Annotated in this window: 10 protein-coding genes; 9 read left to right on the top strand and 1 reads right to left on the bottom strand. The window is 47.1% G+C overall.

The features are described from left to right. The first annotated feature begins 16 nt into the window (after window positions 1-16). The 5 genes from EPL05_RS02895 to EPL05_RS02875 all read left to right on the top strand — a co-directional run bounded on the left by EPL05_RS02895 (window position 17) and on the right by EPL05_RS02875 (window position 8,942). The gene (locus EPL05_RS02895) at window positions 17-1,090 is read left to right on the top strand and encodes a SusE domain-containing protein (protein WP_128531997.1); all 1,074 of its coding nucleotides are present in this window, start codon (window positions 17-19) and stop codon (window positions 1,088-1,090) included. A 3-nt stretch (window positions 1,091-1,093) separates the two neighbouring features. Next, window positions 1,094-2,128 carry a glycoside hydrolase family 53 protein gene (locus EPL05_RS02890; RefSeq protein ID WP_128531996.1) on the top strand — a complete coding sequence of 345 codons (1,035 nt, stop codon included), beginning with the start codon at window positions 1,094-1,096 and terminating at the stop codon, window positions 2,126-2,128. 231 nt (window positions 2,129-2,359) lie between these two features. After that, window positions 2,360-4,648, top strand: a complete 2,289-nt coding sequence (locus EPL05_RS02885) for a membrane or secreted protein (RefSeq protein WP_128531995.1) — start codon at window positions 2,360-2,362, stop codon at window positions 4,646-4,648. Continuing rightward, window positions 4,648-7,053, top strand: a complete 2,406-nt coding sequence (gene galA, locus EPL05_RS02880; RefSeq protein WP_128531994.1) for a beta-galactosidase GalA — start codon at window positions 4,648-4,650, stop codon at window positions 7,051-7,053. Before EPL05_RS02885 ends, galA begins: the two co-directional genes overlap by 1 nt. A 128-nt stretch (window positions 7,054-7,181) precedes the next feature. Continuing rightward, a complete protein-coding gene (locus tag EPL05_RS02875; RefSeq protein WP_128531993.1) occupies window positions 7,182-8,942 on the top strand; it encodes a DUF6377 domain-containing protein in 1,761 nt (586 codons plus the stop codon). A gap of 5 nt (window positions 8,943-8,947) precedes the next feature. Here the strand turns inward: EPL05_RS02875 and EPL05_RS02870 are convergent, their stop codons facing one another. Continuing rightward, window positions 8,948-10,306 (bottom strand): alpha-amylase family glycosyl hydrolase, encoded by a 1,359-nt coding sequence (locus EPL05_RS02870; RefSeq protein WP_128531992.1) that lies wholly within the window; start codon window positions 10,304-10,306, stop codon window positions 8,948-8,950. Window positions 10,307-10,991: 685 nt separating this feature from the next. Between EPL05_RS02870 and EPL05_RS02865 the strand changes: the two genes are divergently transcribed. From EPL05_RS02865 to EPL05_RS02850, 4 genes are read left to right on the top strand one after another with little or no spacing between them, the layout of a single operon-like run. After that, window positions 10,992-13,952: a SusC/RagA family TonB-linked outer membrane protein gene (locus EPL05_RS02865; RefSeq protein ID WP_128531991.1), complete on the top strand. Its 2,961-nt coding sequence runs from the start codon at window positions 10,992-10,994 to the stop codon at window positions 13,950-13,952. A gap of 5 nt (window positions 13,953-13,957) precedes the next feature. Continuing rightward, window positions 13,958-15,439 carry a RagB/SusD family nutrient uptake outer membrane protein gene (locus EPL05_RS02860; protein WP_128531990.1) on the top strand — a complete coding sequence of 494 codons (1,482 nt, stop codon included), beginning with the start codon at window positions 13,958-13,960 and terminating at the stop codon, window positions 15,437-15,439. A gap of 13 nt (window positions 15,440-15,452) precedes the next feature. Further along, complete coding sequence (locus tag EPL05_RS02855; RefSeq protein WP_128531989.1) at window positions 15,453-16,529, top strand: SusE domain-containing protein; 1,077 nt, start codon at window positions 15,453-15,455, stop codon at window positions 16,527-16,529. A 44-nt stretch (window positions 16,530-16,573) separates the two neighbouring features. Continuing rightward, window positions 16,574-17,968, top strand: a complete 1,395-nt coding sequence (locus EPL05_RS02850; RefSeq protein WP_128531988.1) for an alpha-amylase family glycosyl hydrolase — start codon at window positions 16,574-16,576, stop codon at window positions 17,966-17,968. Window positions 17,969-18,205: the final 237 nt, after the last annotated feature.

Raw genomic sequence — 18,205 nt, 5'->3', positions numbered from 1 at the left:
TTACAGATCATAAAAGATGAAAAAGAATATATCAAAGGCATTATTTGGCGGGCTGGCACTGCTGATTGTCATCAGCGGCTGCAAACGGGACGATATACTGGTTAAATCGTCAGACGGAACAGCGCCGGCACTTACCGCTACCGCGAGCACGCTGGTGCTCAGCAGTGATAAGGCAACCACCGAAGCCGTGGCTTTCAACTGGAACAAGGCCGATTACAGCTACAACGCGGCGGTGCAATACACCCTGCAATTAGATAAGGCAGGCAATAATTTTGCCTCGCCGAAGGAGTTTCCGATAGACGCAGCGGCCAGCGCGCAAAAATTTAACGTTGCCGATCTTAACAACGCCCTGGCATTAATGGGTTACTCGGCAGGTACAGCTTCCGGCCTGGAAGTAAGGGTTAAAGCAGAACTGCGCCCCGGCGTAAACACGCTTTACAGTAATGTTTTAAACCTTACGGTAACTACTTACCCCATTATTATTGTTTACCCGGGCCTATTTGTTCCCGGTGCTTACCAGGGCTGGGCCCCGGCTACCGCGCCAAAAGTGGCATCGGTAAAAGACGATAAGGTATACGAAGGTTATGTGGATTTTAACAACGCTACCGACTTTGCTTTCAAATACACCGAAGATGTGGAGTGGAAAGTGAACTACGGCTGGGCAAGCAGCACCAACACCGATAGCTATGTCAGCGGTACATTTGCTGCCGGTGCAAGCGGGAATTTATTTGTACCATCTAAAGGCTATTACCTGTTAAAGGCTAACGTAAATAACAGTACCTGGAGCGCCACCAAAACATCGTTCGGTATTATTGGCGATAGCACACCGGGTGGCTGGGATAACGATACGGATATGACTTTCAGTTCTGCCACGCAAGAGTGGAAGATAACCACTAACCTTGTTGGGGGTAAAAAAATAAAATTCCGCGCGAACGACAGCTGGGACATCAATTATGGCGATAATGCACCTGCAAACGGTTTCCTGAAACTGAACGGCGCTGATATCACCGTGCCTGCGGATGGTAACTACACCGTTGTGTTAAATTTATCAAACCCGGGCAATTACTCGTACTCCATCACCAAAAACTAAGTAATGAAGAAACTATTTATAGGAATTAGCATCATAACCACCGCCCTTTTTGCGGGCTGCACCAAAGATATTACCGCGCCGGATTTCCCGGACTCGGCGCTTGCTGCCAATTATGCAAAAGGAGCCGACGTAAGCTGGGTAAGCCAGATGGAAGCCGGCGGCATCAAATTTTATAACAGCGCCGGCACCCAGCAGGACCTGTTCCAGATCTTGAAGGATAAGGGCATCAACTCCATTCGCCTGCGGGCATGGGTTAACCCAACCGATGGCTGGTGCAATACGGCCGATGTGGTAGCCAAAGCACAGCGTGCAAAGAACGCCGGGTTCCGTATTTTGCTCGATCTGCATTACAGCGATATTTGGGCAGACCCGGGTCACCAAGCAAAACCTGCCGCCTGGGTTGGGCAGGATATTACCGCGTTGAAAGCATCTGTAGGCACTTACACCCTGAGCATAATGAACGCCCTGAAAGACAAGGGCATTACGCCCGAGTGGGTGCAGGTTGGTAACGAAACCAATAACGGGATGCTTTGGGAAGAAGGTAAGGCATCTGTTAACATGAAAAATTATGCCGATTTGGTACAAGTCGGTTATGCCGCCGTTAAGAGCGTAAGCAATACCAGCAAAGTCATGGTACACGTTTCTAACGGGTATGATAATGGCCTGTTCCGCTTTATATTTGACGGGCTGAAGGCAAACGGTGCTAATTGGGATGTTATCGGCATGTCGCTTTACCCAACGGCAGCCAATTGGCAAACCCTAAACGCACAATGCCTCACCAATATGAACGATATGGCAACCCGCTATGGTAAAGAAGTAATGCTGGCCGAGGTAGGGATGCCCGTTGCCGAAGCTACGGCAGCCAAAGCATTTTTAACCGATATTATTACCAAAAACAACAGCCTTGCAGGTGGCAAGGGGCTGGGCGTTTTCTATTGGGAACCACAGGCTTATAACGGTTGGCAAGGTTACCAGTTGGGTGCTTTTGATGCCACCGGTAAACCAACCGTCGCAATGGATGCATTTTTAATACAGTAAGTACCCGCGGTTTTTTGGGCATTGTATTTTTAGCATTTCAACTAACATAAAACGTTCCGATGGAACGTAAAAATGGATACTTTGCTTATTTCTACCTATAAACTGTTCCGATGGAACGATGGAAGCATACCGTTATCCCAGCGGGATACATTATGGGTAGAAAAAATTAAATGATGCAGTAGCGTTCCATCGGAACGCTTTATAAATTCTTGTATTACATATAAACGGTTGATGAGATTTAAGGCTTTAATAATTGTAACCTGCTTTTACCTGCTTGGCGCGGCCACTGTTGGCCGCGCGCAAACAGGTGTGCCTAAAAACAAGGCGAACGAAATTTATATCGATGCCAAGGGCGTTATCCGCTTGCAAACGGACGATAGCGAGGCAAGCTTTTTCGGCGTGAATTATACGGTACCTTTTGCATACGGCTACCGCTCGCATAAAACCCTGGGTGTAGATCTGGAGAAAGCGATAAATGCGGATGTTTATCATTTGGCCCGGCTTGGCGTAACAGCCTTTCGGGTGCATGTTTGGGATACCGAGATCAGCGATTCGCTGGGGAACCTTAAAAATAACGAACACTTACGTCTGTTTGATTACCTGCTTGCCAAACTGGAGGAGCGTGGTATCCGTACCATTATTACGCCTATAGCTTTCTGGGGTAACGGCTATCCGGACAAAGATGAGCATACCGGTAGTTTCTCTGATGTTTATGGAAAGGACAAAGCCCTCGTTAACCCAAAAGCTTTTGAAGCGCAGGAGCGTTACCTGCTGCAATTTTTTAAGCACGTAAACCCCTACACCCATAAAACATACGGGGCAGACCGCTTTGTTATTGCTACCGAAATAAACAACGAGCCGCACCACAGCGGGCCAAAAACACTGGCCACAAGTTACATTAACCGCATGATGGCGGCCATCAAAAGTACCGGTTGGACAAAGCCCGTATTCTACAATATCAGCGAGTCGCCCTGGTATGCAGATGCGGTGGCAGCCTCTACAGCCAACGGTTTCAGCTTTCAATGGTACCCGACCGGGCTGGTATCCGGGCATGAGCAGTTGGGCAACCTGTTACCGCAAGTAGATCATTACCATATCCCTTTCGATACTATCCCGGCGTTTAAAAATAAACCGCGCATGGTTTACGAGTTTGAATCGGGCGATGTGTTGCAGCCTTATATGTACCCGGCAATGGCGCGGAGTTTTAAAACGGCAGGCTTCCAGTGGGCCACGCAGTTTGCATACGACCCTATGGCAACCGCCTATGCCAATACCGAATACCAAACACATTATTTGAATTTGGCCTACACACCTTCAAAGGCCATCAGCCTGCTGATAGCGGGTAAGGTTTTCAGGCAGGTACCGATGTATAAATCGTACGGAACTTACCCGGCGGATACCGTTTTCGCGGCCTTCCGTGTAAGCTATAAGCAACAGCTCAGCGAAATGAACTCGCCGGCGGAATTTTACTATTCTAACAGTACATCTTCAGTGCCGGTACAGGCAAAAGCCTTAATGCATGTAGCCGGGGTTGGTTCTTCTCCGGTTGTAAATTATACAGGCAGCGGCGCTTATTTCATCGACCGCGTTTCGCCAGGTGTGTGGCGTTTGGAAATAATGCCCGATGCTGTTAGGCTCCGGGACCCTTTTGAGCGGACCTCTCTGGATAAAAAGGTGACCGCTATTGTTTACACACAGGGACAGATGGAAATAAGTCTGGGTGATTTGGGTGAGGAATTTAGCTTCGTGCAGGTTAATGTACCAGGCACTTCGGCTACTGCAAACGGCAGAGCTATCACGGTAAAACCAGGCGTTTACCTGCTCAAAAAGAAAGGTCTTGCGTCCAGCGCATTCGCTGCTGATATAAAAGTAGGTAACCTGCGGATGAACGAGTTTTACGCGCCTGCACCGCAAGATAATGCTGTTATTGCCCCTGCAAAAATGCAAAACGGGTTTTCGGCATTGGCCCCAAACAGTGGCCTGCAACTTTACGAACCAACCGCCAACCGCGAAACCGCTACCATCTACTCGCCCGAATGGAAGAGCGATACGTACGATTACATCACCGGGCAGCAAGGCAAAAAAGTGCTCGACCTTAAACATATGTTTGGCGCCAAGGCGGGCGGGATGGAAGTTTTTGTAAAACCCGCGCTGATGGCACATAAGTCCGATTTGCAGGGGTATAGATCAATATTGATAACCGCCGGGGCGGATACGGTGATGGACCTTAAAGTTACCCTGGTGGACGAAGATGCCAATGCCTATAGCGCTACCGTGAAAATTGATAAACAGTTAAAAGAGATCACGGTGCCGTTAAGCTCGCTCAAAAAAGATGAGATGGTATTGCTGCCACGCCCTTATCCCGGTTTCCAGGCATTTAGCTTTAGGTCGCCCGGTGATGCAGGTTTGCAAATCCATAAAATAGAAAAACTACAGGTGACCATTCCCGGCCTGTTCCAACATAAATTTTCCGTTCAACTCGGCGAAGTACGCTTAGAAACAACCACTAAAACCAATTAATGAATTTTTTATCACGCTGCATTTTAGGGTGCTTAGGCACTTTTTGCATCCTTACCACATCTTTCGCGCAGCAAAATACTGGGCGTAAACGCGAATCATTTAACGATGACTGGAAATTTCAATTAGGCAATGCCGCCGATGTAACTAAAGATGCCAACTATGGGCTGGCGGTCATCTTCTCCAAATCGGGGAAAGCGGAAAACACAGCTATCGCCACAAAATTTAACGACTCTGCCTGGCGCAACGTACAACTACCACACGATTGGGCGGTTGAGCTTCCCTTTGTAAATAAAGATAACGAGAACCTGAAAGACCACGGCTACCGACCCGTTGGCGGGCTTTTTCCGCAGAACAGCATTGGCTGGTACCGTAAAAAATTCACGGTTGCCGCAGCCGATTCGGGGAAGCGTTTCAGTATTACTTTCGACGGCATCTTTCGCGATGCCAAGGTTTGGGTGAATGGTTTTTATTTGGGCGGAAACGAGAGCGGTTACGTAGGCTTCACCCGCGATATTACCGACTACGTTAGCTTTAAAACACCAAACGTAATTGTAGTACGTGCCGACGCCACCCAGGCCGAAGGCTGGTTTTATGAAGGTGCCGGCATTTACCGCAACGTATGGCTCAGCACCTACGATAACCTAAGCATTGCCGATGATGTATTTGTGCATGCCGTGGTAACCGGCAGCACAGCAAATATTACCGTAGAGGCTACCGTACAAAGCCAGGGACTAAAACCAACCACGTGCAGTTTTTATGCCGAAGTTACCAACAGTAACGGCAAATTTGTTGGCAAAACACACCCGCAGCAATTCACGATAGCGCAATCGGGCAGCCAGTTTATGAAGCAGCAGCTTACTTTAAGCAACGTTGATCTCTGGTCGATAGAGCAGCCTTATTTATATCACATAAAACCCATTGTAACGGTGGAGGGCAAACAGGTTGATAGTCGCGATATCCGTTTCGGCGTGCGTACGGTTGAAATAAAGGCCGACGGCGTATTTTTAAACGGTAAGTTCATCAAAATAAAAGGCACCAATAATCATCAGGACCATGCAGGCCTGGGTTCGGCACTGCCCGATTATTTGCAATATTACCGCATCAGTTTGCTCAAGCAAATGGGATCCAACGCTTATCGAACCAGCCACCATGCGCCCACGCCCGAATTGCTGGATGCTTGCGATAGCCTGGGCATGCTGGTACTGGATGAGCAGCGTTTGCTCAATAGTTCGCCGGAGTATCTGGATCAGTTTGAAAGATTGTTAAAACGCGACCGCAACCACCCGAGCGTGTTCCTATGGTCGATTGGTAACGAGGAAGGCTATGCGCAAACCAACAGCTTTGGCAAGCGCATAGCACAAACCTTACTGGCCAAACAAGTTCAGCTCGACCCAACCCGTACCAGCACTTACGCGGCCGATTTGGCCAATGTATACACAGGCGTTAACGAAGTGATCCCGGTGAGAGGCTTTAACTACAGGCAATTCGCGGTAGCGGGTTATCATAAAGATCATCCAACTCAACCCATCATCGGCACCGAAATGGGTAGTACGCTTACCACAAGGGGTATTTACGTAAAAGACACCGTAACGGGCTACCTGCCCGATGAGGATATCACCGCCCCATGGTGGGCCAGCAAGGCAGAAGAATGGTGGCCGCTTGCCGCTAAAAATAACTATTGGCTCGGTGGTTTTGTATGGACGGGTTTCGATTATCGCGGCGAGCCAACTCCTTTTAAATGGCCAAATATAAACTCGCATTTTGGCTTGATGGATGTTTGTGGCTTCCCCAAAAATCTTTATTACTATTACGAATCGTGGTGGAAGGACGAGGATGTGCTGCACGTTTCGCCGCACTGGAACTGGAAGGGTAAAGAGGGACAAAAAGTGAACGTATGGGTAAACTCTAATGCCGACGATGTAGAACTGTTTTTAAACGGTAAAAGTCTCGGCAAAAAAGCAATGGCCCGCAACAGTCACCTCGAATGGGATGTAACCTATCAGCCGGGCACTTTAAAGGCAGTGGCCACCCGCAACGGCAAAAAGATAAGCAGCCAGGTAAAAACTACGGGGGAACCATATAAAATTAAGCTGTCCCCATCTAAAAATGTGTTGCTTGCCGATGGACGCGACGCGGTTGTAGTGAACGTAAGTGTGCTGGACAAAAACGGGCTGGAAGTGCCTGATGCAGCCAACCTGATCGAGTTTTCCTGCGAAGGAGCGAGCATCATTGGGGTTGGGAACGGCGACCCCAGCAGCCACGAAGCCGACAAAATGGATGGTAACTGGAAGCGGAATTTATTTAGCGGTTATTGCCAGGTAATTATCCGGGCGGGGAATACACCACAAAAAGTAATCATCAAAGCAGCATCAAAAAACCTGCTGGGTGCCGAGCTTCGTTATTAACAAAACACATCTCTACTATACTTTAATGGTTGGGAGGCTATAATTTATTATAGTTCGCCAACCATTTCTGCAATTTTTAAATCGTTGCGCGGCCGCGTAAATATCTCCGTAAGATTTAACTAACTTTGATGCTACAGCAAAAAAAGATGCAGCGTACAGAAAGGAAGGAAAGTCTCTTGGGGGCATATCAGCATAAGCTTATCTTATTATTTTCTTTGTTGTGTTTTATAGCTGCTGCGTTGTTGTCGATTCCTGCAAGAGCTGCCGGTGATATCGACAGTCTGCAAAAAGTATTGAACCAGGCCATCGAAAACAAAGCAAAGTACGAACGGGCCAAGCTGCGAGATATTCAGCATCTCAAAAAAGAACTTGCAGCCAACTACTCATCCTTAGCGGCACGTTACAGCAATTATCAAAAACTGTTTAATGCCTACAAATCCTTCGTACACGATTCTGCTTATGTGTATTGCCAAAAGCTGAATAACGTTGCCCACCTGCTGAACGACCCCGAAAAGGTAAACTACGCCAAGGTGAACATGGGCTTTGTGCTGGTATCTGCCGGCATGTTTAAAGAAGGGCTGGATACCCTGAATAAAGTGGACCCCAAAAAACTAAGCGAAAGCCAACGCTACGAATACCTGTTTCTGCAGGCCCGCAGCCATTTCGACCTCGGTGATTATGATAAAATAAACGACTATTACCAAAAATACAGCACAGTAGGCTTGAGGTATTGCGATTCTATCATCAACAGTACCAAGCCCGATACCTATGAAAATTTGTCGGCAGTTGGCTTAAAGGCGTTGCGCACGGGGCAATACCAGGCTGCGCTGGAGCCCTACACCAAAATTATGCGCATCCCGCAATCGTACCAGGATAGCGCCATTAATTATAGCTGTTTAAGCTATATCTACAAGGAGATGAACAAGCCGGAGCTATCATTAACTAATTTGATGAAGGCGGCCATTATAGATAACACGCACTCCACCAAAGAAGCAGTAGCGCTAACAAACCTTGCCGAATATTACTACCAGCAGGGCGATGCCAAAACGGCGTTCACTTACATCAACAGCTCTATCGATGATGCCAATTTTTACGGGGCAAGACACCGAGAAGCACAGATCAGCAGTATTATGCCCATCATCCAGGCAGAAAAGATAAACGGGATTGAAAAGCAAAAGAGATCGCTCACCATATACGCGTCCATCATCACCTCGCTTATTGTAGTCGTAATTATATTCAGTTTTATCACCGCAAGGCAGCTAAAGAAACTGAGAATTGCCGACCAGGTGATCGTCAACAAAAACCAGGACCTGAATGTGGCCAATGACTCGCTCACTAAGGTGAACAAGGTACTGGATACCACCAACCGCTCGCTCTCGCGCATCAATACCAAACTGGATGAGGCGAATATTATTAAGGACGAGTACATCGGGTACTTTTTTAATATCCACTCCGACTATATTGAAAAAATAGACCGCCTGAAACGCAGTATCGACAAAAACCTGAAGGAAAAGCGATACGAAGAAGTAATGCTGGTGCTGAACAGGCTAAACACCAACTTTGAGCGCGAGAACCTTTACCACAGTTTTGATAAGGTGTTTCTCAACATCTTCCCCAATTTTATTGATGATTTTAACGCGCTGTTTGATGCCGATCACCGCGTTCGTTTCCAGGAAGACCACTTGCTGAATACTGAGCTGCGCATCTTCGCCCTTATCCGCCTTGGGATAGACGAGAACGAAACCATCGCCAAGATCCTCAACTACTCCGTTAACACTATCTACACTTACAAAACCAAAGTGAAGAACCGCTCCTTTGTACCCAATGATGAGTTTGAAGAGAAGATTATGCTGATAAAAGCGGTTAAGGAAGTTCCGGATCTGAGCTAATAATCCTAATTCTTTAATACAAAATAGGAGTACGGCTGCAGCACAATAGTACTGCCCAAATCAGTTTTTGCACCTGTAAAAGCATCCTTCCAGCTACTTTTGGTTACGCTTGCCGGTAGGGTATAGGTTACCGCTTTGTTGCGTAAATTACTCATCACAAATGCCTTCTCTTTACCATCCTCTTTGGTAAAAGCACAAACATCCGCGTTGCTGTACGAAGTTAAAGCACCCCTGCGGATGGCAATGCTGCTGTTTCTAAATCCTATTATTTTTTTATACTCGGCGGTTACATCGGGGTTTAGGGTCCAGTCTATTTTTTTGGTGGTAAACGGGAATAGTAAGCGGTAAGGCGTGCCTACTTCCTGGCCGTTGTATATCATGGGTACACTTTTCATGTAAGCAACCACCACAAAAGCCGCCATCGAACCTTTTTGGCCACCGAACAGTTCCAGCGGCGTTCCGTCCGATCCGTTAACATCATGGTTGGTAATGTACCGCACCATTTGCTGGCCCTCCGCGGTGCTTTTATAATCAGTTGCGTTGAGGCTGTCAATAGATAGCACCGAGCGGTTGTGCTCATATATCGCTTTTAAATTGCCGAAGAAGTTAAACCCGAAGTTATAATCGAAACCGGCTTTATAATGATCGTTCCGGCCGCCTTCGGATAGCAGCAGCAGTTTGTGGTTGGGAATAAGTTTCAGGGTATCAAGCGCCTCCTTCCAAAAATCGAAAGGTGGACCGTCGGCGTAATCGCAGCGAAAGCCGTCCACGTTGGCCGCGAGTACCCAATATTTCATATCGCTGATCATGGCCCGGCGCATATCCTGGTTCTTAAAGTTCAGCTGTGCTACGTCGCGCCAGCCCATATTCGGTGGGCTGATAATGTTACCTGTACTATCCTGCACGTACCAACTTTTGTTTTTGATCCACACATGGTCGAACGAGGTATGGTTGCCTACCCAATCCAGGATCACCGCCAAGTTACGACTGTGCGCGCCATCTACCAGTTGGCGAAGATCGTTTAGGGTGCCAAATTCTTTGTTGATTGCCGCGTAATCCCGAATGCAGTAAGGCGAGTTAACCGCCTTAAATACCCCGACCGGGTAAATGGGCATCAGGTAAATTACGTTCACGCCAAGCGCTTTTATCGAATCTAAACGTTCGGTAACACCTTTAAAGTCGCCGTTTTTGCCAAATGTGCGCATGTTTACCTGGTAAATGGATACGTCGCGCCTGTCGGGTACATTTTTAAATGGCTTGCCGTATTGTATAGGCCCGGTAAGGTTTGCCTGTGCAAACAGCGCGGGTTTTGGCAGGCAAATGGATGCCGCGAGGCAGAATAATATAAGTAAGTGTCTTTTCATAAACGTTTCGGTTGGCCGGCGCTTGCTTTACATCCGTTTTAGGGTACCGCGTTGATATTTGGTATGCCCGGCTTTAATTTAAAATGGTAATTATTGGTTATACGATTGGGTAGCGCGATACAAATGAACCGTTCGGCCCGGCAAAAATCAAGGCTTGGGAAGGCCGATATAGAAATTTATGGTTGAATTAAAATCGCAACGTGTTGAATAATAAAATCTTATGAAAGTATTATTGTGGAATTAATATGAACGATTTTTGGAGCAGCATAGCGTCCGTCAACGGAAAAGACCAAAAACAAAGAGAAAGCCGTCGGAAAATTGCCAAATAGGTTAGCGTTGCTTAAATTGTTTGAAAACGATCGAATCGTCATTAAAACTCCTGGCAAACCACATAATAATGACGGTTTGGGCGCTCAAAACCCATTGATATGCGCTGTTTTTTGGCGATTTAAAGGCTAAAAATGGGTGATTTTATCTATATCCCGCCTGTAATTATCTATATAAATCTTCATTTCTAAAATTTATAAATATTTGATTGTTAGGTGTTTATGTAGAAATATTTTTTAGTTTTTTTAATATCGGCTTTTCGAACCAGCGCTATTAGCTGATGCGCCCGTCTATATTTGAATAAGCCGCACTGACCCAATCAGAAGGTTTATCAAACCAATTACTAAAACCAATTTCTATGAACAAAGTTTACTTGTTTAAGTACGGCCTTACCGTGCTATTCCTTATTTGCACATTAACAACTTTCGCCCAAAAAGCACGCTTTAGCGGTACCGTTGTAGACGAACGAAACCTGTCGCTTCCTGGTGCCACTGTTGTGGTGAAGGAAACCAACCAATCTATGACAACCGACAAGGATGGCGGTTTCTCTATTACAAACAGCAGCCTGCAATCGCTTTCCGTTACGGTTAGCTTTTTAGGTTTTGATGCCACCGAGCGTATCCTGATCGCCAATCAACCGCTCAAGATCGCCCTTATCCCCAACCAGCGCTCCCTGTCAGAAGTGGTGGTAGTGGGTTACGGTACCGTGCGGAAAAAAGACCTTACCGGTTCTATATCAACCGTTGGTGCCAAAGACCTCAACCCGGGGGCGGTTACCAACCCTTTGCAGCAATTGGATGGCAAAGCCGCAGGTGTAAACATTACCCAGGTAGGCAGCGAGCCGGGTGTGCCGCCAACCATTCGCATTCGCGGCATTACTTCATTACAGGGAGGTAACGATCCACTGGTTGTTGTGGATGGGATACAAGGTAATATGGACCTGTTGAACCAGGTACCACCGAGCGAGATCTCCTCTATAGATGTATTGAAGGATGCTTCCGCAACCGCCATTTATGGCTCACGCGGAGCCCCCGGCGTTATTATTGTAACCACTAAAAAGGGTACGGTAGGCAAAACAAGTGTAGAATACTCCGAAAATACGTCGCTTGATGTTATTGCAAACAAGCTAAAGCTATTATCAGCCGAGCAATGGACAGAACAGGCTGCCGCACAAAATGTTGATGCATCGGCCAACCACGGTTCCAATACCGATTGGTTTAACCTGCTTACCCGCAATGGCGTAACACAAAACCATACGCTTGCGTTTGGCGGCGGTGCCAACGAGTTTAATTACCGTGCGTCTTTAACTGCTATAAACCAAACTGGTATTGTTATCAATTCGGGCTATAAAAAATACATTGGCCGCATTGTGGCAACACAAAAAGCACTCGATGACAGGCTTACCCTAACCATGAATGTAAATAGCGGTATCAACGAATTTACCTACAGCCCTACAGGCGTTGGTAACGCAGCTTTTACCTCTAACCTAATCAGCCAAACGTATATATCCAGGCCTACCGACCCGGTTTTAAACACCAATGGCAGCTTCTATACCGACCCTAACGTTTTTCAGTACACAAACCCTTACGCTGTTGCCACAACTGTTAAAAACAACAACAGTATTAATAACCTCTTCGGCAGTTTAAGGGCCGACCTGGAACTTTACAAAGGGCTGTCTGCCGGATGGTTTGGCAGTTGGAGAAAAGCAGATTCTAATAATGGATACTACGCCCCCGCCGCTTCCACCATCACCAGCGCCATGAACTATAATGGCCAGGCACACATCAATAACGACCATGTGGATGAGAAGCTGATGGATATCAGTTTAAACTATAAAAAGGACTTTGGTGTAAGCCATTTTGATGCTACAGCTGTATACGAGTGGCAGGCGCAAACCTATAATGGCAGCTATTCGGCTGCCAGGGGTTTTGCTAACGATATAGCTACCTATAACGCATTACAGCTTGGTACATTGGCAAACGCCTTATCCGGCGATGTGGCTTCTTATAAAAACGACCGCAGGCTGGTATCGTTCCTGGGCAGGGTTAATTACTCTTACAATAACCGTTACCTGCTTACCGCGAGTTTCAGGCGAGATGGTTCAACCGTATTTGGCGAAAACCATAAATGGGGTAACTTCCCTTCGGCTTCGCTTGCATGGCGGGTAGACCAGGAAGGCTTCATGAAAAACCAGAAAACCTTTAGCAGCCTTAAATTACGTGTAGGCTACGGTGTTACGGGTAATCAGCAGGGCATCACCCCGCAAAACTCTATTGCGCTGGTGGGCCTTAACAGCCAAACACCTACAGTATATTTTGGCGGCCAGTTAATCCCCAATTATTTCTATACACAAAACGCTAACCCTAACCTAAGGTGGGAAACGAAAAAACAGGCCAACGCCGGTTTAGATTTTGGTTTCTTTAACGACAGGCTAACAGGTAGCATAGATGCCTATACCGCTAATACCGATAACCTGCTGTTCCGCTACACGGTTCCGGTAACGGGCTCTTTCTTTGTAAACAATATCCTGGCAAACATAGGCAGTTTACAAGCGCGTGGGCTTGAACTTGCATTGGCCTACACGGTAATTAAAACCGACAACACAACCGTAACGCTTGCCGGTAACGGTTCTTTAATGCAAAGTAAAGTATTGAGCCTTGGCGGTAACATACAGGGACTGGACGTACCTACCAACTATGTTGGCCTGGGTTCTAACGCTTACCTGGTTAAAGGCCAGCCTATTGGCACATTCCTTATCCTGCAGCATTTGGGTAAAGACGCCAATAATGGAGAAACCGTTGTTGATCAGGATGGCAATGGTTCCATAGACCAGGGCGACCAAAGTAAAGACAGGGTAGCAGCAGGGCAATCTCAGCCAAAGTATACCTACGCCTTTACACCAACCTTTACCTATAAAAACTTTGATGCATCAATGGTTTGGCGCGGTTCGGGTGGTAATAAGATCTATAACGGCTTACGCCAAACATTAAGCCTGGAAGAAAACCTGGGTAAATCTAACCTGCTGCAAAGCGCTTTGCCGTTGGGCATTGCTTCATCGGGGTACGGGTCTAACCTGTGGCTGGAAGACGGCTCTTACCTGCGCTTTCAAAATCTATCCTTCGGGTACCGTATCAATGTACCAAAGGTTAAGTACATCAGCTCTTTACGCGTATCGTTAACAGGGCAAAACCTGGCCGTAATTACAAAATACAGCGGCCTCGATCCCGAGGTAAATGGCGGAGGCTTATCCAGCGGCGACTATGGTACATACCCGCCCACCCGCACCTTTTCCATCGGTTTAAATGTTGTTTTAAAATAATTAAAATGATGAAGAAATTTTTAACAAGTATTTTAATAGTTGGCCTTGCAGCACAAAGCTGTACCAAGGTTAACGAGAACGTGTACGATAAGTACGCAGGCGATGCGTTTTATAACACCGCTGCCGGTGCAGATAATGCGCTGGCCACAGTTTACGGAAAGATCACCGGAACGTGGGGAAGCAATTATGCAGGGCGCGATAACTGCTGGTATGACCTGAACAGTTTCGCGTCTGATGAGCAAGTGATACCACACCGTAATACAGGCGATTGGCAGTTGGATTTTGCCCAGCTTTATACCCGTACCGAATTGCCGACTTTAGGTATCATAAACAACACCTGGAACTGGATCTACTCATCTATTTACAGCGCCAATCTGGCAATTACACAGTTAACCGCAGCTAAGGCCGATCCCTCAAAGATAGCCGAAGCCAAAGTAATGCGCGCCTGGCTATATTATTTAGCTATTGATGATTTTGGCGATGTGCCTTTCTATACCGATAACAACATCGATGTATCTAAAATTCCGCAGGAAAAGAGAGCAACCATTTACGATTTTATTATTACAGAGCTAAAAGCTAATGTTGACCTGCTCTCAGAAACAAGGGGTGGCGCCTATTACGGTCGTTTTAACAAATGGGCGGGCTATATGGTATTGGCCAAGGTGTATTTAAATGCCGGGGTTTATACAGGCACGCCGCATTGGGAAGAGGCTTTAGCCGCCGCAAATAAAGTTGCTGCGGGAGGATACTCTTTACATTCCGGTGAGGTAAACGCAGGCAGCCCGCTGGGTAACCAGTATTACGAGCTGTTTGGCGATGTATGCCCTAACGATGAAACCATCCTGGCCGAATATATAACCCAGAATGTAGTGAGCGGCAATATATACGGTATAAGAAGCCTTAACAGCCCTAATGGCGTAGCACTTATAGGCTTTTCCGGCTGGAATGGTACCGTTATCCCATCAGAGTTTTATGATAAATTTAATGATAAGGATATCCGTAAAAAACAATTTTTGGTTGGTACGCAGGCAGGCGGGGTTACTTACACTCGTGATGTGTCTTCTTTAATTAGCCCAGGGGCCGCTCCCGACGAAGGTATAAGGGATGTTAAATTCTTCCCGGTAAAGCCTGATGCAAGCGGCGCTTCTAACGATTTCCCTATTTACCGGTATGCCGATGTGCTTTTAATACAGGCAGAATGTAACGTTCGTTTAGGTAACGCTACTGCGGCCGCACCGTTCCTTAACCAGGTTAGGAAAAGGGCAGGCTTAACGGATATAGCCGCACCCACGCTGGATAATATTTACGACGAAAGGGGCTTTGAGCTAAATATGGAAGGCCACCGCAGGCAGGATATGATCAGGTTTGGTAAATACCTGCTGCCGCATGGCTTTGTTCCGGCTGCACCTGCTACCCGGCTTGTATTCGCCATACCTACTGCAGCGCTTAATGCCAACAGTACATTAAAACAAAATCCAGGTTATTAACCCATATATCATTATGAAAAAGTTTTTATACCTCTTATTAATACTTATTGGCTGTCTGGCAACCGCCTGTAAAAAGGATGCAACCATTACCACGCTGCAAACGGTAGCATTTCCGTCAGCCCTTACCGCATCAACCAACGCGGTAACGCTTAGCAAGGCCAACGATACCACATCTGTAGTAACGCTCTCCTGGCCAGCGGTTACCTATCCCGTTAAAGCATCGGTTACGTATATGCTGCAGATAGATGTACCTGCCGATACCGTGGGCACGACAGCCTGGGGAAATGCGACCAGCATTACAGTTGGTAAAGATGCGTTAAGCAAATCCTACAAAGGCAAGGACCTTAACGCCCTGGCTATTTTCAAAGGATTGGCAACAGGTGCAGCCGGTACGCTGGTTTTTAGGGTACGTGCCTACCAGGACCAGTACGCTTTTACCAAACCGGTTATTGTAACGGTTACGCCTTATGCGGCAGCGCCTGTTATCCCGGTGCTATACATCCCAGGTGCATACCAGGGCTGGTCGCCGGGCACGGCGCCAGTTGCAGCGGCTTTAAAACCCAAAATTTACGAGGGCTACGTTTACATGCCATCGGCAGATAACTACTACTTTAAGTTCACCAGCTCGCCGGATTGGGACCATATTAATTATGGCGATGCAGGCGGCGGCACTACTACCGAAGATGGTTCAGCAGGCGGCTTGGTTTCGCCGGGACCTGGTTATGTGCAGGTGTCTATCAACCTCAATACCAAAACATGGTCGGCAGCGCCAACCACCTGGGGTATTATAGGCGATGCAACACCGGGGGGCTGGGGTGGCGATACGCAGATGACGTACGACCCTGCCAAGCAGGTGTGGACGCTTACCTGCGATATGCTCTCTACCGGCTCGTTTAAATTCAGGGCTAATAACCAGTGGGCGATAGATTTTGGAGTGACCAAAGAAGGCAAATTAGCTTACGCGGATAACCCGGTATTTGGTTATGACGGTACTTTGGATAACCTGAGTGTGCCAACAAGTGGTAATTACACCATTACGTTGGATCTGCACGACCCAACCAACTACAATTACAAGCTAAAGAAAAATTAACAAACGGGGCCACCGTTAAGATGGCCCCTTAATTGATCAAAGAGATGAGATATACAATCAATCAAAAGATAAAAAGCGGGTTGCTGCTGCTGGTGATCGTTTTCTTTAGCTTTTGCAAAAAGAACGATTACTCCACCCCGGCAATTGTACCCGATGCATCGTACCCGCAGGTTGGTACGCCTTTTACCGGCGTTGTTAACTCGCAGGATGCCATTATTTACCAGGTTAACCTGCGTGCCTTTAGTGCCGATGCCAGCTTTAAAGGCGTAACGGCAAAGTTAGATGCCATTAAGGATCTGGGCACCACCGTGCTATACCTAATGCCGGTTTACCCGGTTGGCGTAGAAAAATCTGCCGGTGGGTTGGGTTCGCCGTACTCGGTAAAAGATTATAAGGGCGTGAATACCGAATTTGGTACCCTTGCCGATCTGCAGGCTTTAGTTGCCGGTGCCCACGAGCGTAATATGACGGTAATACTGGACTGGGTGGCCAATCACACCAGTTGGGATAACGCCTGGATAGTCAATAAAAGCTGGTACAAGCTGGATGCCAAAGGCAATATCATAGCCCCGCCGGGTACCGGTTGGACGGATGTTGCGCAGTTGGATTATACCAATAAAGACATGCGCGCCGCCATGATAGATGCCATGAAATATTGGGTGTACACCGCCAATATAGATGGTTTCCGTTGCGACGCTGCCGATTTTGTTCCCTTCGATTTTTGGAAACAGGCGAACGACGCGCTAAAAACGATCACCAGCCACAAACTGCTGATGCTGGCCGAAGGTACGCGTAACGACCACTTTAAAGCGGGCTTTAACCTGGTTTATGGCATGGGTTATTACTCGGGGCTGGAAAGCAAAGTGTTTGGTACCGGCGCGTCTGCTACCATGCTGCAGGATCTTAACACCAGCGAATATGCAACCTCGTTCCGTGGCTCGCAGGTGGTTAGGTACACCACCAACCACGATGTTTACAACAGCGATGGCAGCCCTGTTAACTTGTATGGCGGCAAAGCTGGCTCGTTGGCGGCATTTGTAGTTACCGCTTACATGAAAGGTGTTCCAATGATCTACACCGGCCAGGAAGTGGGTAACACCGCTGGTATGGATTTCTTTTATCATACCCCGGTAAACTGGAGCCAAAACGCGGATATAACCGCGGCTTATAAAGCCATCCTAAACTTCAGAAAAGGCAGCGACGCGTTAAAGAACGGCGACCTGGTTGTAATGAGCAGCGATGATGTGGCAGCGTTCAAAAAATCTACCGATAAGGAGAAAGTGCTGGTGATTGATAACCTGCGCGGCAACAATGTAACCTACAGCCTGCCGGCAACCGTAAGCACAACCGGCTGGAAGGATGCATTCACCGGTGCATCCGTTACCTTAACAAACAAAATATACCTGCAGCCATATAGATACATGGTGTTAACGCAGTAAATATTAAAGATAAGATCGACGGGATAGTTGGTTTGATTTGTAATGTATAGTGCTTAATTGGTAACGCTCCGGGATGAGATCCGGAGCGTTTTTTGCTTAATTAGTACTCCTTGGGTTTTTTTAGCGGTCAGTTGTAAATATTTTCAATCAAACTACCGCTGATTTTAAGGATAATGCAAATACTAATAGTAAATTTGCTGCCATAAACCCTCTAATTGCACAATATAGCGCCGTACC

The sequence above is a fragment of the Mucilaginibacter gilvus genome, assembly GCF_004054195.1.
Taxonomy (GTDB): Bacteria; Bacteroidota; Bacteroidia; order Sphingobacteriales; family Sphingobacteriaceae; genus Mucilaginibacter; species Mucilaginibacter gilvus.
Note: the sequence above shows the minus strand (reverse complement) of the source record. Positions and strands in the feature narration are given on the sequence as shown.